Raw genomic sequence first — 24,348 nt, forward strand, 5'->3', positions numbered from 1 at the left:
GCCATCCTAATTTATCTATAAAAGGATATTATTCAACAAAATCGCCGGCATGAAAATCACAATAGCCAAGACAATCAAAATAATCGCTAAATATGGCATAACAGCTTTAAATGATTTATCTATCGGCAAATTTCCGATGACACTGGCAATCAACAAACATAAGCCATACGGCGGCGTAACCAATCCCATTGCTAAGGTAATAATGATGATGATACCCAACTGTATCGGATCAACCCCGATTGCTTGCGCTACCGGATAAATTACCGGTACAAAAAGTACCATCGCCGGAATAGCATCCATAAAGGTGCCGATAAATAAGAAAAATACAATAATCAACAGCAGGAATAGATATTGGCTACCACCGATATCATTGAAAAAGCCTGCAACTAAAGTATTGATTCTGAAATATCCCAGAAATTCGCCTAACGCTGAAGCTGCAGCCAACGCAAATAAAGAGAGGCAGCTTAGTTTTAAGGTTTCGACCAGAATTTTTGGCAGATCTTTAACCGTAATGGTTTTGTAGAAATAAGCACTGACAAAATAAGCATACACAGCCGAAAATGCTGCCGCCTCGGTTGGTGTGAACACCCCGAACACGATCCCGCCAATAATAATCAGTGGTGTGATCAAAGCCGGAATCGAGTTTTTAAAGAGCAGCCAAAAAACAGGCCACGGCATTTTAGCTTCTTTCGGTAGAGCCGTGCGTACTGCAACATAGTAAATAAACAACATCATACCAAGACCGATTGCGATACCCGGTAAAATACCGCCGATAAAGAGTTTACCGACCGAAGTATTAGTTAGCCCGCCATAGATAACCATTGTGATACTCGGCGGGATAATACTGCCGATGGTAGAAGATGCCGCAGTCACACCGACGGCCATTTCTCGGCTATAGCCTTTTTCGATCATATTCGGAATCAGAATCTTACCTACTCCTGCGGTATCAGCTTGTGAAGAACCGCTCACCCCGGCAAATAACATCGAAACCATTACATTAGCATGCCCCAAACCGCCCGGACATCGACCGACAATGCCTAGTGAGAAATCGATCAATTTTCTGGAAATATTACCTTGATTCATAATGGTTGCGGTCAACACAAACAACGGTACTGCCAACAACACATAAGAGTTCAACCCGTAAAACATTTTCATCGGAATCATGGTATTTGGTACACCACTGATAGAGCTGATTCCGATTAAAGCTGCGATAGCGATCGAAAATGCAATCGGAATACCAATAAGTATCAATATGATAAATAGAATAGTGACCAATAAGAGTGTCATTATTTTTCTCCCGAAATGTCATCTGTTAACAAAACACCTGTTTTTAAGGCAATAACTTGTTTAATCAGATCTTCAATCAGATAGATCGTAATGCTGATAAAAGTAATCGGTAGAATCAGCCAAACATAACCTTGTTTTAAACTTGGAATGGTAACCCAGCGTGAATTCCAAAATGTATTGGTGATTTCACTGCTATAAACAAAACAAAAAGTGCAAAAAACAATAATAATCAGATCTTGCAAGATAATTAATATCGGTTTTTTCTGTGTTGAAAGCTGACCATTTAATAAATTAAAACTGAAATGCTGCTTGCGTTTCGCCATCACCGCCGCCCCCAGCAACATCGACCAAATAAACGCATTGACCGATACCTCTTCAGTCCAAGTCGCACTGATCCCCGAATAACGTGTACCGACTTGAAGCAGGGTCGTTATCACAAAAACCACTAAAAATAATGTACCCAGCGACAATTGTATTTTTTCCAGATAATCCGTTAGTTTTCGCATCTTTCCCCCTAATTCAAGTCCATCAACCAAATACCATCATTTAATGAATTTACTGCGTATCTCGAATTTGTTGCAGCGTATCGGTCATACCATATTTTTCAGCCCAGCGATCTTGAATAATTTTCGCTGCATCGGAGAAAGGGACAGTATCTACCTCATTAACAATCGCACCATCGGCAATCGCTTTGTCTTTATATTGATGTTCTTCGCTATAAATGGCATTGCGCTCGGCTTGAGTCGCCTCTTGGACGGCAGTTTCCAAAATTGCTTTTTGCTCCGAGTTCATTTTGTCCCAGATACTAGCTCTGATCAGCAAAAAACGAGTGGTGTAATCATGAGCAGTTTCAGAAATGTATTTTCCATTAGCTGTTTTGTGGTGTTCCATTGGTACAAGGTATGGATAAGCATTTTCTGAACCATCAACCACATTGCTAGCCAGCGCTTGATACAACTCAGCCCATGCAACTGAGGTCGGAATTGCTCCTATCGAACTCCAAAAATCAGAAACAACCCCCGCTGTCTGGGTTCTGATCTTTAAGCCTTTTGCATCTGCAGGAGTATTTATTGGCTTTTTACCATACCAGTGACGCACACCAGCGGTCCAATAGCCGATCACATAATATTTATTACCTGATTTTTGATAAATAATATCCGCAATTTTTTTACCGATATTCCCATCAACAACCTTTTCCCAATGTTGATAATTATTGAAAAGATACAATAGAGAGAATAAATCCACTTCATCAATTCCGGCTGAAGTCATAAAACCGGGTGAAACCAAGACAATATCAGCACCGCCCAATACCAATTTTTCAACCAACTCGTTTTCATTGGTACCGATAGTGCCTGCATGAACTTCAATATCAAATTTTGCAGATTGTTCAGCAGACTCTTTCAGTTTTAACATTCCAGTTTGATACGGGCTGGTTATATTGGTTTGATTGTGAGCCGCCACCAATTTAAGAGGTTTATCAACACCGACACTTGAATTATCTGCTTCCCCGCAACCTACAATGGCTAAGGACATTAACAACATTAATATTTTTTTCATAAATAACCTCGTTGATAAAATAGATTGACTTTATGGAACTGATTCCATAAAAATAAAATAGAGTACTTTATGAACGATGTAACGTTTTTGATAATGAATTTGTGATGTATCTCAAACTATTTTTAAAAATGGCGAATTAAGAGCGGTAGGGAATAAAAATAACAGCAACAATTTAGCGAACCGCACTTTGCTGTTATAACAAGTAAAGTGCGGTATTGCTTATGGCGCGTTTAGCTCAGATCCGCCCCGTTGCTGGCGATGACTTTTTTGTACCAGAAGAACGAGTCTTTGCGTGAACGGGCTTTTGTGCCGTTGCCGTCGTCGTCGATGTCAACGTAGATAAAGCCGTAGCGTTTTGACATTTCCGAGGTGGACATGCTGACTAAATCAATCGGCCCCCAGCTTAAATAACCGCGCAAATCCACGCCGTCGTTGATCGCTTCCTGCATTTGTTGAATGTGGGCGCGATGGTAGGCAATGCGGTAATCGTCGTGAATGTTGCCGTCGGCTTCCACGTTATCGTATGCGCCCAAGCCGTTTTCTACGATAAACAGTGGGATTTGATAACGGTCATACATATCGTTTAGGGTGATTCGCAAGCCGATCGGATCGATTTGCCAGCCCCAATCGGACGCTTGCAGATACGGATTTTTCACCCCGCCCATCAGATTACCGCCGACCCGTTCCGCGTTGTCGTGGGTGGTGGCGGTGAGCGAAACATAGTAGCTGAATGAGATAAAATCGACCGGATATTGTTTTAAAATCGCATCATCGCTCAGTTCTTTCTGGATTTTGACGTTGTTTTCTGCCCAATGGCGCAGCATATATTTCGGGTATTCGCCGCGCGCATGCACATCGGTGAAATACAGGTTTTGTTGGTTGAGCCATTGCGCCAAGCGTTGATCTTGTGGGTCGGCGGTATAAGCGTAGTGCGGCAAACGCGCCAGCATACAGCCCATTTGTCCACCCGGAATAATTTCGTGCAGCGCTTTGGTCGCCAAGCTGCTGGCAATAAATTGGTGGTGCAGCGCCTGATATTTGGCATTTTCCTGTTCGGCTTGCGGCACGCGATCAATCACCACTCCGCCGCCGGTAAACGGGCTGTGCATGGTGATCATATTGATTTCGTTAAAGGTCAGCCAATATTTCACCAAGTCTTTATAGCGGGTGAACACGGTTTCAGCATAACGCAGGAAATGCCCGACCACTTCACGCCCGAGCCAACCGTTATATTTTTCAGTTAAGCCCAACGGCGTTTCGTAATGGCACAGGGTGACCATCGGCTCAATGCCGTGTTTGTGCATTTCTTTAAACATCTCTTCGTAATATGCTAAACCGGCTTCGTTCGGCTGTTCATCGTAGCCGTTGGGGAAAATCCGAGCCCAATGAATCGAAATCCGCAACATTTTGAAGCCCATTTCGGCAAACAGCGCAATGTCCTCTTTATAGCGGTGGTAAAAATCAATCCCTTCGCGTTTCGGGAAACGGGCTTGTTTTTTCCCGCTTAAAATATCGGCTAATTCTTGTGAGCTGATCTCGATTGAGGCGCTGTGTGCGCCACGTTCGGCTTTTGGCACATACGCCACCATATCGGCACTGGATAAGCCTTTGCCGTCGGCATCAAAGCCGCCCTCGATCTGGTTAGCGGCAGTTGCGCCGCCCCATAAAAAACCTTTGGGAAATGGCTTTAAGTTGCTCATATTTTCCTCCTCGTAAAGTGCTACTACATTGGCTTTAATTTAACATGAAAGCAGACAAGCTGTTAAAATGTTTCTAAAATAAGCAGGCTAAACCTGCACAATATCAACCAGAGGAAAGACTATGCGCCAAGTGCGGTCGCTGATACTACTTTGTATCGGACTTTTTTCGTTTCATTCAGGCTGGGCACATCCCCATGCCTTTATTGATATGCAAACCCAGTTTTTGATTAAAGATCAACAGCTCATCGGCTTGCGCATGGCGTGGTTGTTTGATGAGGCCGCTTCGTCGGAGTTGATCTACGACATTCAGATTAGCAAAAATCCGGCGGAAACCAAGCGGCAAATCAGTGACAGCATTATGCAAAATATCGTCAATCAGCACTATTTCAGCTATTTTTACGATCAGCGGCAGCAGCCGTTAAAATATACCAGCAAGCCGGATCAATACCAACTGAATGTGATCGGCAATCATATACTGTTTAGCTTTAATTTTTACCTCAGCCAAGCGCAGCCAATCCACAATTTTCATGGTACGCTGTCCAGTTATGATCCCAGTTATTATGTGGCGATGACCTACCCGCAAGCACCGGCCCGTACGATTGCGGATTATCCGCAATGCCAAGTGACGCTGCAAACGCCTAACGTCGATCAAAAAATCAAGGATTACGCTGCCTCCTTAGACAAAAGCCAAAAAGATGACGACATGACACTCGGTGCACTCTTTGCACAGCAGGTGGTGCTTTCATGTCAGTAAAATTCAAAGCGGTTTATTTGCCCTTGCTGCTGTTCGTTATGCTGCTGGCGATCTTGCTCAGTCTCTATCCACATTTGTTGGCCAAAACCGTCGAATGGCAGCGAGAATTTAACCAATCAATTTCCAGCACACTAAAACAGCTCAATCAGCAACCACAGGAGGCAGGCAGCTGGCTGGTTGTCATCAGTTTTGCTTACGGATTTCTGCACGCTGTCGGCCCGGGACACGGCAAATTTATTTTAAGCGGCTACCTTGCCACAAACCCGATTCGACTGAAAACCAGTATCCGTCTGACCCTGCTGGCTTCGCTGTTGCAGGGTGTGGTGGCAGTGGCGATTATCTCGCTGATTGTGGTGGTTTTAACCCTGTCAGCCGGCTATTTTCGCTTGACTCAACTGTGGTTGGAGCGGGTGAGTTTTTTGCTGATCATTGCCTTAGGCAGTTATTGGCTGATCAAAAACGGTCGACAAATTTATCGCACACGGCGCCAAACCAAGCCTCAAACCGCAATCGGTATAATTACACAAATCCGACCAATGGATGTCAATTTGCAAATCAAGCCAGGCTTGAGTTCGCCGCTGAACGCACTTTCTGTGCCGAATAAATCAGCGCTAAATCAGTGCGGCTGCGGCCATCAACACCTGGTCGATTCAACACAAATCAAGCCAGATCTCGATTGGAAATCACAGTCGATGGTGGTGCTCAGCATTGGTATTCGTCCGTGCAGTGGTGCTATTTTTGTGCTGTTTTTGGCTTATATGTTGGATCTCTATCGTTGGGGCGTGGTGGCAACAATGGCGATGGCGCTCGGCACCGGAACGGCATTGACCCTGTTCGGGCTGCTGGTGTTATACACCCGTGATCGTATGCTGAAACTCGGCCAAGGCTATTTTTCTGCCCGTGTTTCCGCCTATTTTCCGCTGCTGGTAAAAATGCTGTTCGGGCTGATTTTGATCACGCTAGGCACGGCACTGTTGCATGGTTCCACTTTGCCGATCAGCGGCGGAGCGGCGATTTTCAGCCGTTAAAATTCAATTGATTGCGTTGATTATATAAAGTGCGGTGGCCGAAATACAGTGCGCCGTACAGCGCTAAACTCACCGTAGTACAAATGGCGATCATAATGGCGATTTGATACAGCACTGCGGTGCTGGGCAAAGTGCCGGACAAAATCTGCCCGGTCATCATGCCCGGTAAGGCGATAATGCCCATGCCCAACATCGAATTCAGGGTCGGCAAAAGTGCGGTTTCCAGCGCTTGATTGACATAGGGCAGCAAAATTTTCGACGGTGCGGCGCCGAAATTCAGCAACACCGTGATTTTGTCCCGTTCCGCTGCCAGACTTTCACGAAAGGTTTTCAGCCCCAAGTTAAGTGCGGTCATCGCATTACCCATAATCATGCCACCGAGCGGAATCACATATTGCGGATTAAACAGTTGTTGGTTGGTCACCACCACCACAAAAAACGCGATGATGCTCAGCCCGGAAAACGTCATCGACAGCGCGACTATGATTTTAAAGCGGTGATTCAGTGTCGGATTTTTCGACAGCACCCGATGAATCGCAAAAACCACCATCGCCGCCACATACAAAATGGTGAAAATCGGGCTAGGGTGACCGAAAATATAGGTCAGCACCCAACCGGCAATAATCAGCTGTACTGTCATACGAATACTGGCGATCAATAGCAGTTTAGATTGTTGAATCCGGCTTTTTTTCATCACATACAGCACAATCAGCAGCAACAGGTAAACCAGGCTGAAATTCAATAGGTTCATATTGACATCATTCATGGGCTACTCCTTGCTAATTGCCACGATGGCATCTGCATGCCGTTGCACCAATTGTTGATCGTGGCTGATCGCCAGCACCGTAATTTGCTGCTGGCGGCAATAGCTTAACACCGCACTTAATACCGCATCTGCTAACTGGTTATCCAGTGCGGAGGTCGGCTCGTCCAACATCAATACTGTCGGTTGCAAACTCAGCGCAATGGCTAAAAACACCCGCTGCTGCTCGCCACCGGACAGCACGCTACACTGCGTGTCTAAGCCAAAATTCGCATGGCATAAATGCAAAAAATCACTCATTTGGGTATTATCCGGCAGCGGTTTGTCTAAATAATCATAAAAATGTTGGAAGTTTTGTTGAATCGTTTGCGGAAACAGAAATAAGCGTTGGTTGAGCAGTAGCACCTGCCGCCGCAATTCCAGGGTATCCCACTGGTTAATGTTTTTTTGCTTGATATAAAATTTGACCACTAGTAGGAGATTCAGTGGCATTAATCAGGCGCAGTAAGGTGCTTTTGCCACTGCCGCTGGCACCTTGCAAAAAAGTCACTTGCTTGGCCGCAATCTGCACATCGGGATAGTGCAGTAGCTGCTGCGCTTGAAAGGTAAGCTGTTGCAACGTAATAATCGGAGTCATTCGGTATTGTTACATTCGCAAGAGATTAAATAGCGTCAGTATAGGAGCCGTTGATCAGAAAGTAAACCGCCACAGCTATTTGCGCAGCTTAACTCGTTCAATTTCATGGTTGCCGCTTTTCACCAGAATTAAGTTAGCCCGTTCACTGCTCGGCAGAATATTTTGCTTTAAATTCAAACCGTTGATCGTGTCCCAAATATGGTGGGCGGTAGTTATCGCTTCCTGTTCGGACAAGCGGGAATAGTGGTGGAAATAGGCGTTCGGGTCGCTGAACGCCCCTTGGCGGAACGTCAGAAAACGCTTGGTGTACCACTCTTTCAGCAGCGCTTCTTTGGCGTCGACAAAAATCGAGAAATCAACAAAATCCGACACAAACAGACGATCGGGATGAGTGCTGTGATTGGCACTGGTTTGCAATACGTTCAAGCCTTCCAGAATCAAAATATCCGGTTGGTCAATCACATTGTACTGATCCGGCACAATATCGTAGCTTAAATGGGAATAAATCGGCGCTTTCACACCGCTCTTGCCCGATTTAATATCGGAAATAAAACGGATTAAACGTTGGGTGTCATACGAGACCGGAAAACCCTTTTTATGCAGCAGATTGTCCTGCTGCAGCTTTGCCAGCGGATAGAGAAAACCATCGGTGGTGATCAGATCCACTTTGCGCTTTTTCGGCCAATTACTCAACAACGACTGCAAAATCCGGGCCGAGGTGCTTTTGCCAACGGCGACACTGCCGGCGATGCTGATAATATAGGGCACTTTTGGGGTTTCAATTTCCAAAAAGCGTTGCAGCACCGTTTGGCGACGCAGATTCTCTTCAATGTAATAGTTGACCAAACGAGTGAGCGGCAAATAGATGGTGCTGACCTCTTCCAGCGACAACTCTTCATTAAAGCCCAACAACGGCTCCAAATCCTGTTGCGTTAACGTCAGCGGTACCGATTTACGCAAAGCCGCCCATTGCTGGCGGTCAAATTCCAAAAACGGCGTAAATTTTTTCTGTTGCGATCCCATGCTCTGCTTCTTTCTCCGACTCTAATGGCAGTCAATTGACAATGGGCGATATATTGCACCGATTAACCGCCAGAAGCAATCATCAAATCGGAAATAATCACGTCTCTTCGGCAATTTTGCCACCATCAGTGAATCAAGCCCAACGTTTGCAGCCCGTTATACAGCCCGTCATCAGCAATATCGTCAGTGACATAATTGGCAACCGCTTTCAGCTCCGGATGTCCATTGCCCATCGCCACGCCAAAGCCGACTTCACTCAGCATTTCAAGGTCATTCAACCCGTCGCCAAACGCCACCGCATTTTCCGGTTTCAGCTTAAAATGCTGCAATACCGCATGAATACCACGTGCCTTCGAACCATCGGCAGCCAACAGATCGACAGAAAAATCATGCCAGCGCACCACTCGGAATTTATCGCCTAAAATACCGGAATCGGCAATCATTTGATCGTGGCTCTCATCATAAAAAATCAACATTTGATAGACCGCATGGTGACGGAAATAGTCTTTATCAATAATGTAACGGTCGGTTATCGGTCGAATTGCTTGATCCAAACGTTCCGTCACTTGGTTGACGGCCACATGCTCCTCCGACACAAAAGCATAGTCAATATTATGGTGGGCAAAGAAGGTGACTAAACGTTCAATATCGGCGGTTGCCAGCGGAAATGTGGCTACCGGCTGTTGTTGGTAGCAATTATATTGTCCATTGATTGTCACAAACAGCTCAATCGGCAAGGTTTGTCGCAGTTCATCAATCTCCTTTGGAAATGAACACAGCGAACGTCCGGTGGCGATCGCCGGAATAATGCCGTTTTGCTTTAAGCGGCTAAGTGCGGTGTGAACCGACGGTGGTAAATGCTGTTGATGCTTAATATATAAGGTTTCATCGATGTCGAAAAAGACGATTTTGATATTTTTCGGGTCTAGCATGTCAAGGTCCAAACAAGTAAAAGGTAACCTCAGTATAAAGGATTTTTTCGATCCGGATCGGAAAAATATCACCGATTTTCCAATTCAAACTGCGGTTGGCTTATTCTGGTTTGGGCTCAACAACATCAAGGAAATTATGCAGCAGTTTAAAGCGTCACTTAGGACATCAATCGAAGCGTGGCTAGACGCCGGTTGTGTTTGCTGCCAAAAGCGGCTGATGATTGCAGCACACGGCATTTGCAGCAATTGCAACCGGGAGATCAAACGCTTTGCCTATTGCGGCAGCTGTGGCGAGGAATTGGTATTTGATACGCTGCATTGTGGCAAATGTCTGACCGATCCACCGCCATGGCAGCAACTGGTCACCATCAGCCATTTTCAGCCACCATTGTCGGATTTGATTCACGCCTTTAAATTTCAGCGCCAGTTTCAACTCGACCGCACTTTAGCACGCTTGTTGCTGCTGGCGGTCAAACAGGCACAACGAGCACACGGCTTACCCCTGCCAGAGGTGTTGCTGCCAGTGCCGTTGCACCCACTGCGCCAATGGCAGCGGGGTTATAATCAAGCAGGATTGCTGGCACAACAGCTTTCCCATTGGCTAAACATTCCGAGTGATAACCGCTTATTACAACGGTTACGCCACACGCCGCCGCAACGTGGATTAGACAGTAAACAGCGGCGCAATAATCTGAAAAAAGCCTTTGCAATAAATCCGAAAATCAGTGAAATCCATTACCGCTCGGTGGCGATTGTCGATGATGTGATCACCACCGGCGCAACCATGGCGGAACTCTGCCGACTGTTACAAAAGTGCGGTATCACACAAATTCAGGTGTGGTGTTTGTGCCGCACCTAGCGCAATCATAATTTATGTGTATAATTTAAACAAAGCATACACATCAAAACCCGCACAACAAAATCAATGGAGGGAAATATGCGTACCAATATTGTGATTAACGATCATTTAATGAATGAAGCCTTGTTGCTATCGGGGTTACGCAGTAAGCGTGAAGCGGTGGAAGCCGGTTTACAGTTGTTGGTGCAACAAAAACGGCAACAAAAAATCCGTGAGTTACGCGGTGCATTGCACTGGGAAGGTGATCTGACTGAAATGCGGAGTATAGACGATGATTATCGCGGATAGCAGCGTATGGATTGATTATTTCAATGGGGTGATCAATCCGCAAACTGATCAGTTGGACGATGTGCTGCAAAACGGACAAGTAGCATTGACCGATGTCATTTTAATGGAAATTCTGCAAGGCTTTCGGCTTGAGAAAGAGTATTACCAAGCCAAAACCGCACTTGCCGCTTTACACTGTTTCGAAATTTTGGGCATTGAAAACGCACAGCGTTATGCTCAGGATTACCGCACTTTGCGTCAGCAAGGCATTACCATTCGCAAAAGTAATGATGTGATGATCGCCGGCTTTTGCATCCGTCAACATATTCCGCTGCTGTTTCGAGATCGCGATTTTCTGCCTTTTGTTTCCCATTTAGGATTACAAGCTGCATACCAAGCCGAATAGCTAAGGGCGGTTAGCCTGCAACGCCGACACTTTAATTTCCACTTTCCAGTCGGCTTTTGCCAATTTTGCCTCAACACAAGCACGTGCCGGGCTGTGCTGCGGATTGACCCATTCGTCCCAAGCGCGGTTCATGCCGTCGTAATCCGCCATATCGCGCAGGAAAATGGTCGCTTCCAGCAGGTGATTTTTGTCCGAACCGCACTTGGCAAGCCAGCTGTCGATTTGCGTCAACACATCACGGGTTTGTTGATAAATATCGGCAGCACTGTTTTCCGGCACCATACCGGCGAGAAAAACAAAGCCGTTGGCGACAGTGGCCTCTGAAAAACGCGGGGTTTGCCCGAAATATTGGATTGCCATGAAATTTGCTCCTGATAAAAATGGGAACTTATCTTAACACAAGTTCTTAAGGAAACCCGAAAAACACGGTGCAGCGAACACAAACAAAGTTGCCGCTGACAAAAAACGGAAAAACTGGAAAAAGATCGGATTAAAGCGTATTATTTTGCCAACTGTATTCCGACAAGATAAGTCGGATATTATCCTTATAAAATCAAGGTGAAATATGTATATTCAAATTTCCGATAGCGCACAGGCGCATTTCCGCAAACTGCTTGATCAACAAGAAGAAGGCACTAATATTCGTATTTTCGTGGTCAATCCCGGCACCCCAAATGCCGAGTGTGGCGTGTCCTATTGCCCACCAAATGCGGTCGAAGCGAGTGATACCGAACTGAAATACGACTTGTTTTCTGCCTTCGTCGATGAAGTCAGCTATCCGTTTTTGGAAGCAGCGGAACTGGATTTCGTCACCGACGATATGGGTTCACAGCTGACCTTGAAAGCCCCGAACGCCAAAATGAAAAAAGTGGCGGACGATGCGCCATTAATCGAACGGGTGGATTATGTGATTCAAACCCAAATCAATCCGCAACTGGCAAACCACGGCGGACGAATTACCCTAATCGAGCTGACCGATGACGGTTATGCAGTACTGCAATTCGGCGGCGGCTGCAACGGCTGTTCGATGGTGGATGTCACCCTGAAAGACGGGGTTGAAAAACAACTGTTGCAACAATTTGCCGGCGAATTGCACGGCGTGCGTGATATCACCGAACACCAACACGGTGAACACTCGTATTATTAGATTATCGCTACTACGCTCAAATGACTGGCAAAGGTAGTTTATACAACAAAGTAGATACAGGGCGGATTGTATATCCGTCCGCTTGCGAAGTGTGGTATAAGCATTTAATCAATAACGGAAAAATGCAAAGTGCGGTTCGGGCGGATATATAATCCGCTCCTACTTTGCCTCATCAAATATCTTTGTCAATACACTGAGCGGTTTAATTAAACCGCTCTTTTGCATTGTTACTCAAGAGATTTCATTATGCTAAACCAAATCATCAGCCAAACCATTGCACAAGAACTGAATGTGCAGCCGAAACAAATCCTTGCCGCCATCGGTCTGGTGGACGAAGGCAACACGATTCCGTTTATCGCCCGCTACCGTAAAGAAGTGACCGACGGCTTGGACGACACCCAATTGCGCCATTTTGAAACCCGTTTATTATACCTGCGTGAACTGGACGAGCGCCGCCAAACCATTCTAAAGTCGATTGCCGATCAGGGGAAGCTCAGCGCTGAGCTGCAAGCCAAAATCGACAGCTGCCAAAGCAAAACCGAACTGGAAGATCTCTATCTGCCATATAAACCCAAACGCCGTACCAAAGGGCAAATTGCGATTGAAGCCGGCTTGGAACCGCTGGCCGACAGCCTGTGGCAAGATCCGCAACAAGCGCCTGAGCAAGCCGCTGAGCAATTTATTAATGCAGAAAAAGGCGTGGCTGATGTCAAAGCCGCACTGGACGGCGCACGCTATATTTTGATGGAGCGTTTTGCTGAAGATGCGGAATTATTGGCTAAAGTGCGTGCCTATTTGCAGAAAAATGCAGTATTAGCGGCGAAAGTGATTGAAGGTAAAGAGAGCGAAGGGGATAAATTTCAAGATTACTTTGCCCACCAAGAACACCTCGCCAAAGTGCCGTCACACCGAGCATTGGCGATGCTGCGCGGGCGTAACGAAGGCGTTTTGCAACTGAGTTTGAATGCTGATCCTGATCAAGACGACAGCGTGCGCCAAAGTTATTGTGAAGAGATCATCCGCCAACATTTGGGCGTGAATTTCAACCAACAAGCGGCGGACAGCTGGCGCCAGCAGGTGATCAGCTGGACTTGGCGGATTAAGATTTCGCTGCATTTGGAAACCGAGCTGATGGCGGCGTTGCGTGAACAAGCAGAAAGCGAAGCGATTGAGGTGTTTGCCCGCAACCTGACCGCACTTTTGATGGCAGCACCGGCCGGTGCGAAAAACACCATGGGGCTGGATCCCGGTTTGCGTACTGGTGTGAAAGTGGCGGTGGTGGATAACACCGGAAAATTACTCGCAACTGAGACTATTTACCCACACACCGGACAAATAGAAAAAGCGATGGTGAGTATTTACCAGCTGGGGAAAAAATACAACGTCGGCTTAATTGCCATCGGCAACGGTACGGCATCGCGCGAAACCGAACGTTTTGTGGCTGAGGTTTTGGCAAAATCACATGATTGGCAAGCACAAAAAGTGGTGGTCAGCGAAGCCGGTGCCTCAGTCTATTCCGCTTCGGAATTGGCGGCGCAAGAGTTTCCACAGCTAGACGTTTCGTTGCGTGGCGCTGTTTCGATTGCCCGTCGCTTGCAAGATCCATTGGCTGAGCTGGTGAAGATTGACCCGAAGGCGATCGGCGTGGGACAGTATCAGCATGATGTCAATCAAAGCCAACTGGCACGCAAACTGGATGCGGTGGTTGAGGATTGTGTGAATGCCGTCGGCGTCGATCTGAACACCGCCTCGGCACCATTGTTGGCACGAGTTGCCGGCATGAGCGCCACCCTGGCACAAAATATTGTCAATTACCGTGATGAGAACGGGCGTTTCGACAGCCGTGAGCAACTGAAAAAAGTCAGCCGTTTAGGGCCGAAAGCCTTTGAACAGTGCGCCGGATTTATGCGGATCAGCAACGGTAAAAACCCGTTAGATGCCTCTAGCGTGCACCCGGAAGCCTATCCGGTGGTGGAGAAAATCTTACAAGCTACTGCCCACACCATTCAGGATCTAATCGGCAATTCAAGTGCGGTCAGCGCACTGAATCCGGCACAATTTACCGACGAGCGTTTCGGTTTGCCGACCGTACGCGATATTTTGAGTGAATTGGAAAAGCCGGGACGTGATCCACGCGGTGAATTCAAAACCGCTACCTTTATGGATGGCGTAGAAGCGATCACCGATCTCACCGTCGGTATGATTTTAGAAGGTACAGTCACCAACGTCACCAATTTCGGCGCTTTTGTCGATATTGGCGTTCATCAGGACGGTTTGGTGCATATCTCATCATTATCGGATAAATTCGTGCAAGATCCGCATGAAGTGGTGAAAACCGGCGATGTGGTAAAAGTCAAAGTGATGGACGTGGACATCGCCCGCAAACGCATCGCCTTAAGCTGCCGTTTAGACGAACAACCGCAGGATAAAAACAGCTCAAGCCGTGGCAGTGAACAGCACAAAAGTGCGGTCAGCTCCGCTGCAAATCCAAAAAACCATAGCCGCCGTCATGCGCCGCTCGGCAATAATGCCTTTGCCGATGCGTTAAAAAACTGGAAAAAATAGCCGCATCAAAAACCGTCCGCGCCCAAAAACGGGCGGTTTTTTGACTATTATGGAGCAAATATTCGCCCATTTCCAAAAGGAATGTGATTTCCCTCTCAATTTTCATAATCGAAAATTCAAAGTCCGAATGAAGCTGTTACAATGTGCGAGAAGATACATATTTTATCATGTATCCCTATATGATTAATTCAATAATAATTCTTATAAAATAAGAAGAGGTGTTCTATGATTGGTTTTTTTAAACCGGCGGCACATAAGCCGTTATTACCTCAAGAGAAAATCGACCCAACTTATACTCGGCTGCGTTGGCAGGTGTTTATGGGCATTTTCTTTGGTTATGCAGCATACTATTTTACCCGCAGTAATTTCGATTTAGCACAAAAGGGCTTGATCGAAGCCGGGTTATATACCAAAACACAACTGGGGATTATCGGGATTGCGCCGGGTTTAGCGTACGGACTGTCTAAATTCTTTATGGCAGCGATTTCCGACCGCTCCAACCCGAAAATGTTTATGCCGTTCGGCTTAGCACTTTCCGGAATGTGTATGACCCTGATGGGCTTGGTGCCTTGGGCGACATCCGGCATTTTAATCATGTTCGTACTGCTATTTATCAACGGTTGGTTCCAAGGCATGGGCTGGCCGCCAAGTGGGCGTAGCATGGTGCACTGGTGGTCGAAAAAAGAGCGCGGCACTATCGTATCGATCTGGAACACGGCGCACAATCTCGGTGGCATGATGCCGGCGGTATTGGTCGGTTTAGCCAGCGTGATTTATGCCTCAAACCACCCGGAAGTCACCAAAGTCACCTTCGGTCACGTTTGGCAAGAAGCACTGTATTATCCGGGTATTGCGGCAATGATCGCCTCGGTTATCATCTATTTTGCCCTGAAAGATACTCCGCAATCCTGCGGTTTGCCGCCGATTGAAGAGTATAAAAACGACTATCCGGAAGATTACAACGAAAAAACCTACGAACATGAACTGAATACCCGTGATATTTTCGTCACCTATGTGTTGAAAAACCGCTTGTTGTGGTACATCGCCATCGCTAACGTGTTCGTTTATTTGATCCGTTACGGTATTTTGAAATGGTCTCCGGTCTATTTGGGCGAGGTCAAACACTTCGATATCAAAGCCACCGCCTCTGCCTATGCCATCTATGAATTTGCTGCAATCCCGGGCACGCTGTTGTGTGGTTGGATGTCGGATAAAGTGTTCAAAGGCAGACGCGGTCTGACCGGCTTTATATTTATGGTGATGGTCACCATCGCCGTGGTGGTATTCTGGATGAACCCGGCGACACCTGAAGCGGAGCTGGCGCATTATGCAACGCTGCCGTGGTATCAAAACCCGTATCAATTGACTGACTTTATCATGATGACCATCATCGGTTTCTTGATTTACGGTCCGGTAATGTTAATCGGCTTGCACGCCTTAGAGTTAGCGCCGAAAAAAGCGGCCGGAACGGCAGCAGGCTTCACCGGCTTATTCGGTTATTTGGGCGGTACGGTAGCGGCAAGTGCGGTAATCGGCTGGGCAGCAGACACCTACGGCTGGAACGGTGGTTTCTATATCATGATCGGTGGTTCAGCACTGGCTTGTGTGCTGATGTTGATCACCATGGTGGAAGAAGCCAAACATAAAGCCAGAATTGCAGAAGAAGATCGCTTGATCAAATAATGCAACCTGATAGTAGAAAGACGAACATTGTTTCGTCTTTCTTTTTACCTAAATTCGGCAACATCAACAAAGCCTAATAAAAATAAGGAAAATGCCATGAAATTAAAAACCTTAGCCATCGTATTGGCTGCGTCAACCGCACTTGCTGCCTGTGTCGGCAGTAGTCAGCACACTAGCAACCTGAGCAATCAAGAAAAATTGGTGATCGCCCACCGTGGCGCCAGCGGTTATTTGCCGGAACACACGCTGGAATCCAAAGCCTTGGCATTCGGACAGAAAGCCGATTATTTAGAGCAAGATTTGGCAATGACCAAAGACAATCGCTTAGTGGTGATCCACGATCACTTTCTGGACGGCTTAACCGATGTGGCGAAAAAATTCCCGAAACGTGCGCGCAAAGACGGACGTTACTATGTGGCGGATTTCACATTGAAAGAAATTCAAACGCTGGAAATGACTGAAAACTTTAAACTCGAAAACGGCAAACAAGTGCAGGTCTATCCGGGGCGTTTCCCAATGTGGAAATCGCATTTCACCATTCACACCTTTGAAGATGAAATCGAATTTATCCAAGGCTTGGAAAAGTCCAGCGGCAAAAAAATCGGGATTTATCCTGAAATCAAAGCCCCTTGGCTGCACCACCAGGAAGGCAAAGACATTGCGTTGGAAACGCTGAGAGTCTTGAAAAAATACGGTTATACCACGAAAGATTCCGCAGTTTATCTGCAAACCTTCGATTTCAACGAACTCAAACGCATTAAAACCGAATTACTGCCAAAACTGGGCATGGACATCAAATTAGTTCAATTGGTGGCTTACAGCGACTGGCATGAAACCGAAGAGAAAGGCGCCGATGGCAAATGGGTCAACTACGACTACGACTGGATGTTCAAACCAGGTGCAATGGCTGAAGTTGCCAAATATGCCGACGGGGTCGGACCGGGTTGGTATATGTTGATTGACGACAAAAAATCCACTGCGGGCAACATTCAATACACCGACATGGTCGCGGATATTGCCGCTAACAAACTGGAACTGCATCCGTACACGGTGCGCAACGACGCTCTGCCACCGTTTTTCAGCAATATCGACCAAATGTTCGATGCGTTATTAAATAAATCCGGCGCCACCGGTGTCTTCACCGACTTCCCGGATATGGCGGTGAAATTCTTGGGTAAAGATAAGCAATAACCACGATTGATACCTAAAGTGCGGTCAGGCTGAAAAGCTGACCGCACTTTTTGTTGCTGCGCAAAACGATTATTAATTTAAGCACTATTTCCTGTGCGGTGACATACTTTTTAATACCCCATCTTTGAAATAGAAATGGTGCAGCAACGCTGCTGCCGCATGCAATCCTGCTAATATCAGAAATAAATTGCCGAGAAATGGATGGAGTTCCCCAACAAAATGTAGCAGACTACCATTGTTATTTAAGGGGATAGCCACGCCAAATGCACTGAACTGCTGTGTTTTGTTAGCCAGTGCCAACCAGCCGCTCAGCGGAATCAATGCCATGCATAGATAAAGTGCGGTTTGCACGCTTTTTGCTGCTTTTTCTTGCCAATCGGCTAACGCTGGCTGTTGTGGAATGTGGCGGCGGTAGAAGAACCGGAGAGGCAAGCGCACTATAAGCATACTAGCCACCAGCAGCCCACTGAACACATGCAGTTCCCCGATCAAGCCGTCACGGGTCGGATGGCCGCTGCTGAGGTAGGCGATCAGCACCAATACAACCGTGAGCCAATGGCTGTAAATCATTGCGTTAGGGTAACGAGTGGTCATTATCATATCCTTACTCATCATTATTGAACTTAGCCAACATTATATGCAGCAAAATTAGCTACAAATTAGGACGTGCTGATTCTTTTATGTATTGATAAAAAAATGACAAAAAAATCCCCTTAACCTTAGGTAAGGGGAAAGAGGACAAACTCAATAGAGGAAGTTTGTTATTCAATCATTAATTTACTGCCGTCGTATTCCAATACTTGGATCGTACTCAGCACTTCGCCACTGTCATTCTCACCGCCAATCAACAATACCTGATTGTGGTAAGAAACACTGACCGCACCGCTGACCGGATTGGCAAGTTCCCCGACCATTTTCCAGCGTCCGTTTTTTAGCGCATAAATCTCTTTTTGTCGGACTTTTGCTAGATTCTGGTGAGCAAACAGCTCTCCGGCAGCAAATTGAGCTTGTGCCCCCGCAAAATTTGTACCACCTGCAATCAAATAGTAGCCGTGGCTGTAACCGCCACCTGCCCACGCAATGCCTTCTTGCGATTTGCCTCGTAATGCCGGCAAATTCGGTAGCGCTTTCCAACTTACCCCTTGCGCTGAAAGTCGCCCCTGTGCAGTGGTGGCGCTTGTCAAGCCGGGTTTAATCTCACCACTGACCACTAACAGTGTTTCACCTTGCCCTAACACAGCAGCCCCGACTCTCGGTTCAAAAGGGATTTTACCTTCATTGTGCCATTGGTTGTTGTGCGGGGTATAACTTAGTAATTCGTTGGTAAAAAAATAGTCTTGTGGTCGTTTTTGGAAAAACACCTGATCCACCAGCTGTTGCTGCGTGACATCTTCTGCTGCGGCATAATCTTGTAAATAGCCGTTTAACAAGGATAAATTAGCTCCGCCGAGCAGATAAATTTTTCCGTTATGAGTTACCGCACCACCGCCAGCCAAACCTCGCGGTGCCTCTGCATTGAGCTTGACCCAACGATCTTGCTGCGGATCATAACGGTGTACATCGTTAATAAACTGGCGAACGCCCTGTTGATTGGTGTGCAATCCACCAAAAACATACAACTGTTGATCCAGCACCACAACAATTGGCTGTATTCGATCGCCACCCGGGAAATCAGCAATCGGTTGCCACTTTGCCTTGCTCTCTGCTGCTTGCAGCGGCAACCGATAAAATTTGTCACCCGCAGTACCCAAACCGACATACAGCATATCGCCAATCAACGCACCACCGCCTTGTTTAATCGGCTGTGGCAAATTCGGGTACGCTGCTGACACAGCAACCGCCGTTGTCAGACATAGACCGAATATAAGACGGGATAACACGGTTTTTATCGCTTTCATACTCTCGCTTAGGTTAGGACTTGGCGATAATTCGACCAATATTGAAAGGTAATTATCATTCCTTATATCAGGATGATATATTTACTCCATTTATAAAAGCAATATTAAATTCAATTTTATTAGCGGAATTTCAAGGAAGATCACACTTTTGCCACAAACGTGGGGATATTTTATGCCGTAAAAGTGCGGTTTGCAGCTTTCACGGCAGGGGAAAAGGCGAGTTATTTTTTCTTGGTCGGGCGCTGCCAGTTGGCAATATGGCGCTGTGGCACACGGCTAATCACCAACTCGTTGTCGGCAACATCTTTAGTAATCGTTGCGCCGGCGCCGATGGTTGCCCCGTCGGCAATCTTAACCGGTGCTATCAACTGGCTGTCGGAACCAACAAACACATTATCCCCGATAATGGTTTTGAATTTATTCACACCGTCGTAGTTGCAGGTGATCACCCCCGCACCAATATTGCAGTTGCTGCCGATTTCCGCATCGCCGACGTAGGTCAAATGGTTCACTTTTGAACCTTTGCCGACGTGTGATTTTTTAATTTCGACAAAGTTGCCGACATGGGTTTCCGCTGCCAGCTCGGCGCCCGGACGCAGCCGTGAGAACGGCCCGATCACCGCACTTTCGCCAATCACTGCATCGTCGATCACCGAATAGGGTTTCACTTCCACATCTGCTGCAATCCGGCAGTTTTTCAATACGCAGCCGGCACCGATCCGCACGCGATCACCCAGCTCTACTTTGCCTTCGATAATCACATTGACATCAATTTCCACATCTTTGCCGTGCAGCAGTTCGCCACGCAAGTCAAAACGTTCTGGATCAATTAACATCACGCCCGCCAGTAATAGCCGTTTGGCCTGTTGCTGCTGATAATAGCGTTCCAATTGCGCCAGTTGCAGACGGTTGTTGGCACCCTCGACTTCCATTCTATCCGCCGCCGGTACAGCACAGACTTGACAGCCATCTTGATTCGCCAATGCAATCACATCGGTGATGTAATATTCGCCTTGGGCATTGTTGTTATTCAAGCGTGACAGCCAGTTTTTGAAGCTGGCACCACTGGCGACCATCACGCCGGTGTTGACTTCTTGAATCTTAAGCTGCTCAGAATTGGCATCTTTTTGTTCCACAATCGCCACCACATTGCCGTCCTTGCGGATAATCCGTCCATAGCCGGTCGGGTCGTCCAGTTGCACCGTCAACAGCGAAATGCCATGTTGTGGTTTAGCCGCAATCAGCTTTTCCAACGTCGCCTGTGTAATCAACGGGCCGTCGCCGTACAGCATCAGAATGTCTTCATCATCGGCAAAGTGCGGTGCGGCCTGCTGCATCGCATGACCGGTTCCCAATTGCTCCGCCTGCAACACCCAATTAACCGGCTCTGCTTGCAACCGCTGCTGCATCAGCTCGCCGCCATGACCATAAATCAGGTGAATATTGTTGGCGCCTAACGCTTTTACGGTGTCGATCACATGCTTGACCATCGGTTTGCCCGCAACATTATGCAGCACCTTCGGCAGTTCTGAATACATTCGGGTGCCTTTTCCGGCAGCTAAAATCACCACACTTAATTTTTGTTCGCTCATTTTCGATTTCTCTCGTTTAAATCAGATGGCACAGATTTTACCTTAAATTTATCGACTGATAAATGCAAATAACCGCACTTTATTGCCGAGCAATTCGGCAGCAAAGTGCGGCTAAGGTGTGCGGTTAAATGACGCTATTCAATCACTCAGTGCTGGTCTTATTCAACCCGCTCGCCATGCAACACCACATCCAATCCTTGGCGTTCTTCGTCTTTTTCCACGCGCAAACCGGTGATTTTGCTGACGAGAAAGAACAGGATCACGCTGCCGACGCCGCTGTAAGCCACCGTAATCAAGATACTTTTAATTTGCACCCATAGACTGGCGCCACCACCACTGATGTCGGTCGAAACAAACACACCGGTCAATACTGCCCCAACGATACCACCGATGCCGTGAATCCCAAAGGCGTCCAACGAATCGTCATAGCCTAACCAATATTTGAGTTTGGTTGCGCCCCAAAAACAGACCACACCGGAAATCAAACCGATGAAAACCGCACTTTGCACGCTGACAAAACCCGCCGCCGGGGTGATCGCTACCAAGCCTGCTACTGCACCGGAAGCTAAGCCCAATGCTGACGGTTTATGCCCCAGCAAGCGTTCGGTCAACATCCAAGCCACTGCTGCCGCCGCTGTTGCAATTTGCGTGGTTGCCATTGCCATCCCGGCACGACCATCCGCTGCTAATGCGGAGCCAGCGTTGAAGCCGAACCAGCCGACCCATAACATCGCCATGCCCACCAGCGTCAACACCAAGTTGTGCGGCGGCATCGCTTCTTTGCCATATCCAATACGTTTACCGATAATCACTGCACCGACCAAGCCAGCAATACCGGCATTGATATGGATAACCGTGCCGCCGGCATAATCCAACACACCGTCAGCCGCCAACCAGCCGTCCGGCCCCCAAACCCAGTGTGCTGTCGGCACATAAATCAACAGTGACCATAAAGCGCTGAACAATAACATGCCGGAAAACTTGATTCGTTCGGCAAAAGCGCCGGTAATAATGGCGGCGGCGATCACGGCAAACGCCATTTGAAAAAGCATAAACACCGGTTCCGGAATAGTGGCAGCACCTGGGAAAATCGTCAGTTGTTGACTGTCGGTGAAGACATTCATACCGCTCAGGAAAAAGCGCTCCGTCCCGCCGATAAAGCCGTTATTGGAGGTGAAGGCTAAGCTGTAACCGAAGCTCATCCATAATAACGAGATTAAACAAGCAACGGCAATACTTTGCACCATGGTCGCCAACACATTTTTCTTCCGTACCATGCCGGCATAAAACAGTGCTAAGCCGGGCAATGTCATAAAGAGTACCAAAATCGCCGAGACCATCACCCAAGCAGTATCGCCTGCGCTGATGTCCGACATCGGGCGGATCCAGTCCGTCGTTTCTGAGGCAAAGCCTGCAGCAGGTAGCAGGGCGGTCATGCCGCCGATAACAAGTGATTTTTTCATATTTTCACCTATACAGTTGTTTCCGAGTTTAAAATGAAGTAAAAATAAAAATTAAACAATCGTTAAATGGCATTTTCATCGGTTTCACCGGTGCGGATGCGAATCACTTTATCCACCGGTTTTACAAAGATTTTGCCGTCACCGATTTTTCCGGTGCGCGCCGTTTGGCAGATGACCTCGACCGCTTGATCAGCCAGGTCATCACTCAACACAATATCCAGTGAAATTTTAGGTAGGAAATCGACCGCATATTCGGCACCACGATACAGCTCGGTGTGTCCTTTTTGCCGCCCGAAGCCTTTGACTTCAGTGACGGTTATGCCTTGGATGCCGATGTCGGACAGGGCTTCACGGATCTCATCTAAACGGAAGGGTTGCACAATGGCAGTGATTTGTTTCATAAGTTTCTCCTTAGAAAGTCATACAATAAAACTTAAAATGAGGAGCAAACCTAATTTGTCTGACGACATAAAAAAGGTTGCTTTCCGAGTAAATATCAAAAAATAAAAATAAAAAAAGTACTGCTAAAAATGGCTTACAAAATATTTTCGTACTGATCGGTAATCCGTTTTGGCCACACACTGGACTGCACTTGTCCGATATGTTCTTTATGCAGCAACAACATCGCCATGCGCGACTGTCCGATACCACCACCGATCGATTGCGGCAATCTGCCATTCAATAAATCCTGATGCCAAGGAAATTCAGCGCGTTCTTCGTTATTAGTCAACGCCAACTGATGCCGAAGTGCGGTTTCATCAACCCGAATCCCCATTGAAGACAACTCAAATGCCGATTGCAGCACCGGGTTCCATACCAGAATATCACCGTTCAAGCCTTTATATTCGCCTTCGCTTGGCGTGGTCCAATCATCATAATCCGGCGCACGTCCATCGTGCGGTTTGCCGTCAGACAGCTTGCCGCCGATCCCGATTAAAAATACTGCGCCAAACTCTTTGCAGACCGCACTTTCGCGTTCTTTGCCACTCATATTCGGATAACGACGCACCAGATCTTCGGTGTGGATAAAGGTGATCTCCGACGGCAGCGAGCCTTTAATCCCAAACTGCACTTCCACCATTTGCTCGGTTTCTTTGATGGCAGTGTAAATCGAACGCACCGTTTGTTTTAAAAAGTCCAAATTGCGACTGCCTGCCGGAATCACTTTCTCCCAGTCCCATTGATCAACAAATACCGAGTGGGTTTGATCAAGGCTGTCTTCATCGGGGCGCAACGCAATCATGTGTACAAACAATCCTTCATTCGGCTGGAAATCAAAGCGTCCCAAGGTATGGCGTTTCCATTTTGCCAAGGAGTGCACCACCTCAAACCGCACCCCATGAATTTCGCGAATATTCACTTGTACCGCATTTTCTACACCGGACAAATTGTCCTGCATACCATTGCCGACTTGACTAAGTAGCGGCCCTTGCACCTCAACGATTTTTAAGTGTTCTTTTAACATTTGTGTGAAGGTGTTTTTAACGAAACTGATTTCTTGTTGTTGCAAAATAAAGGAATTTTTCATAATTTATCTAAAGTTTGTCTGGGTTGATTAAATAAAAAAAGTGTTTTGCTTGTCGTTTTTATGCATTA

The 24,348-nt window shown here is 47.0% G+C and carries 25 protein-coding genes; 9 read left to right on the forward strand and 16 right to left on the reverse strand.

All coding sequences use genetic code 11. From position 1 onward, the window contains the following. Positions 1-15: 15 nt before the first annotated feature. The 4 genes from EDC16_RS02560 to EDC16_RS02575 form a co-directional block, all read right to left on the reverse strand. Positions 16-1,287, reverse strand: coding sequence for a TRAP transporter large permease (locus EDC16_RS02560; protein WP_132965100.1), 1,272 nt, complete (start codon positions 1,285-1,287; stop codon positions 16-18). After that, positions 1,287-1,793 carry a TRAP transporter small permease gene (locus EDC16_RS02565; protein ID WP_132965102.1) on the reverse strand — a complete coding sequence of 169 codons (507 nt, stop codon included), beginning with the start codon at positions 1,791-1,793 and terminating at the stop codon, positions 1,287-1,289. Before EDC16_RS02565 ends, EDC16_RS02560 begins: the two co-directional genes overlap by 1 nt. A gap of 49 nt (positions 1,794-1,842) precedes the next feature. Further along, entirely contained in the window at positions 1,843-2,844 is a 1,002-nt protein-coding gene (locus EDC16_RS02570; protein ID WP_132965104.1) for a TRAP transporter substrate-binding protein, read from the reverse strand. Positions 2,845-3,074: 230 nt separating this feature from the next. After that, entirely contained in the window at positions 3,075-4,544 is a 1,470-nt protein-coding gene (locus tag EDC16_RS02575; protein WP_132965106.1) for a glycoside hydrolase family 1 protein, read from the reverse strand. A 121-nt stretch (positions 4,545-4,665) separates the two neighbouring features. On the opposite strand from EDC16_RS02575, the gene EDC16_RS02580 reads away from it, so the two are divergent. Next, entirely contained in the window at positions 4,666-5,298 is a 633-nt protein-coding gene (locus tag EDC16_RS02580; protein WP_132965108.1) for a DUF1007 family protein, read from the forward strand. Beyond that, positions 5,289-6,326, forward strand: coding sequence for a nickel/cobalt transporter (locus EDC16_RS02585; protein ID WP_132965110.1), 1,038 nt, complete (start codon positions 5,289-5,291; stop codon positions 6,324-6,326). The genes EDC16_RS02580 and EDC16_RS02585 overlap by 10 nt, the downstream gene beginning before the upstream one ends. Here the strand turns inward: EDC16_RS02585 and EDC16_RS02590 are convergent. The 5 genes from EDC16_RS02590 to EDC16_RS02610 all read right to left on the reverse strand — a co-directional run bounded on the left by EDC16_RS02590 (position 6,316) and on the right by EDC16_RS02610 (position 9,681). Further along, positions 6,316-7,092: an ABC transporter permease gene (locus tag EDC16_RS02590; RefSeq protein ID WP_132965112.1), complete on the reverse strand. Its 777-nt coding sequence runs from the start codon at positions 7,090-7,092 to the stop codon at positions 6,316-6,318. The two genes, EDC16_RS02585 and EDC16_RS02590, sit on opposite strands and share 11 nt — an antisense overlap. Before the next feature lie 3 nt (positions 7,093-7,095). Next, the gene (locus tag EDC16_RS02595) at positions 7,096-7,581 is read right to left on the reverse strand and encodes an ATP-binding cassette domain-containing protein (protein ID WP_132965114.1); all 486 of its coding nucleotides are present in this window, start codon (positions 7,579-7,581) and stop codon (positions 7,096-7,098) included. Further along, entirely contained in the window at positions 7,526-7,726 is a 201-nt protein-coding gene (locus EDC16_RS02600; protein ID WP_132965116.1) for an ATP-binding cassette domain-containing protein, read from the reverse strand. The genes EDC16_RS02595 and EDC16_RS02600 overlap by 56 nt, the downstream gene beginning before the upstream one ends. 75 nt (positions 7,727-7,801) lie before the next feature. Next, positions 7,802-8,749, reverse strand: coding sequence for a type I pantothenate kinase (coaA, locus tag EDC16_RS02605; protein WP_132965117.1), 948 nt, complete (start codon positions 8,747-8,749; stop codon positions 7,802-7,804). Between the two features lie 125 nt (positions 8,750-8,874). Beyond that, a complete protein-coding gene (locus tag EDC16_RS02610) occupies positions 8,875-9,681 on the reverse strand; it encodes a Cof-type HAD-IIB family hydrolase (protein ID WP_132965120.1) in 807 nt (268 codons plus the stop codon). Between the two features lie 136 nt (positions 9,682-9,817). Between EDC16_RS02610 and EDC16_RS02615 the strand changes: the two genes are divergently transcribed. From EDC16_RS02615 to vapC, 3 genes are all read left to right on the forward strand, one after another. Next, a complete protein-coding gene (locus EDC16_RS02615; protein ID WP_132965449.1) occupies positions 9,818-10,540 on the forward strand; it encodes a phosphoribosyltransferase family protein in 723 nt (240 codons plus the stop codon). 78 nt (positions 10,541-10,618) lie between these two features. Continuing rightward, positions 10,619-10,828: a type II toxin-antitoxin system VapB family antitoxin gene (locus EDC16_RS02620; RefSeq protein WP_132965122.1), complete on the forward strand. Its 210-nt coding sequence runs from the start codon at positions 10,619-10,621 to the stop codon at positions 10,826-10,828. Beyond that, the gene (gene vapC / locus EDC16_RS02625; protein ID WP_132965124.1) at positions 10,812-11,213 is read left to right on the forward strand and encodes a type II toxin-antitoxin system VapC family toxin; all 402 of its coding nucleotides are present in this window, start codon (positions 10,812-10,814) and stop codon (positions 11,211-11,213) included. The genes EDC16_RS02620 and vapC overlap by 17 nt, the downstream gene beginning before the upstream one ends. Here the strand turns inward: vapC and EDC16_RS02630 are convergent, their stop codons facing one another. After that, positions 11,214-11,573 carry a RidA family protein gene (locus tag EDC16_RS02630; protein ID WP_132965125.1) on the reverse strand — a complete coding sequence of 120 codons (360 nt, stop codon included), beginning with the start codon at positions 11,571-11,573 and terminating at the stop codon, positions 11,214-11,216. Positions 11,574-11,778: 205 nt separating this feature from the next. Between EDC16_RS02630 and nfuA the strand changes: the two genes are divergently transcribed. The 4 genes from nfuA to glpQ all read left to right on the forward strand — a co-directional run bounded on the left by nfuA (position 11,779) and on the right by glpQ (position 17,799). Then, on the forward strand, positions 11,779-12,360 hold the full coding sequence (gene nfuA / locus EDC16_RS02635) for a Fe-S biogenesis protein NfuA (RefSeq protein ID WP_132965127.1): 582 nt from the start codon (positions 11,779-11,781) through the stop codon (positions 12,358-12,360). A 246-nt stretch (positions 12,361-12,606) separates the two neighbouring features. Then, entirely contained in the window at positions 12,607-14,925 is a 2,319-nt protein-coding gene (locus tag EDC16_RS02640; protein WP_132965129.1) for a Tex family protein, read from the forward strand. A gap of 225 nt (positions 14,926-15,150) precedes the next feature. Continuing rightward, positions 15,151-16,608: a glycerol-3-phosphate transporter gene (glpT, locus tag EDC16_RS02645; RefSeq protein ID WP_132965131.1), complete on the forward strand. Its 1,458-nt coding sequence runs from the start codon at positions 15,151-15,153 to the stop codon at positions 16,606-16,608. Between the two features lie 96 nt (positions 16,609-16,704). After that, on the forward strand, positions 16,705-17,799 hold the full coding sequence (glpQ, locus tag EDC16_RS02650; protein ID WP_132965133.1) for a glycerophosphodiester phosphodiesterase: 1,095 nt from the start codon (positions 16,705-16,707) through the stop codon (positions 17,797-17,799). Between the two features lie 84 nt (positions 17,800-17,883). Here the strand turns inward: glpQ and EDC16_RS02655 are convergent, their stop codons facing one another. From EDC16_RS02655 to asnA, 6 genes are all read right to left on the reverse strand, one after another. Then, a complete protein-coding gene (locus EDC16_RS02655; protein WP_157330470.1) occupies positions 17,884-18,393 on the reverse strand; it encodes a cytochrome b in 510 nt (169 codons plus the stop codon). Positions 18,394-18,560: 167 nt separating this feature from the next. After that, positions 18,561-19,697, reverse strand: a complete 1,137-nt coding sequence (locus EDC16_RS02660) for a YjhT family mutarotase (protein WP_132965137.1) — start codon at positions 19,695-19,697, stop codon at positions 18,561-18,563. Between the two features lie 221 nt (positions 19,698-19,918). Continuing rightward, positions 19,919-21,289 (reverse strand): bifunctional UDP-N-acetylglucosamine diphosphorylase/glucosamine-1-phosphate N-acetyltransferase GlmU, encoded by a 1,371-nt coding sequence (gene glmU / locus EDC16_RS02665; protein WP_132965139.1) that lies wholly within the window; start codon positions 21,287-21,289, stop codon positions 19,919-19,921. Positions 21,290-21,447: 158 nt separating this feature from the next. Further along, positions 21,448-22,752, reverse strand: coding sequence for an ammonium transporter (locus EDC16_RS02670; protein WP_132965141.1), 1,305 nt, complete (start codon positions 22,750-22,752; stop codon positions 21,448-21,450). 62 nt (positions 22,753-22,814) lie between these two features. After that, complete coding sequence (locus tag EDC16_RS02675; RefSeq protein ID WP_132965143.1) at positions 22,815-23,153, reverse strand: P-II family nitrogen regulator; 339 nt, start codon at positions 23,151-23,153, stop codon at positions 22,815-22,817. 134 nt (positions 23,154-23,287) lie between these two features. After that, a complete protein-coding gene (asnA, locus tag EDC16_RS02680) occupies positions 23,288-24,280 on the reverse strand; it encodes an aspartate--ammonia ligase (RefSeq protein WP_132965145.1) in 993 nt (330 codons plus the stop codon). Positions 24,281-24,348: the final 68 nt, after the last annotated feature.

The organism is Testudinibacter aquarius, from assembly GCF_004342725.1.
GTDB classification, from domain to species: domain Bacteria; phylum Pseudomonadota; class Gammaproteobacteria; order Enterobacterales; family Pasteurellaceae; genus Chelonobacter; species Chelonobacter aquarius.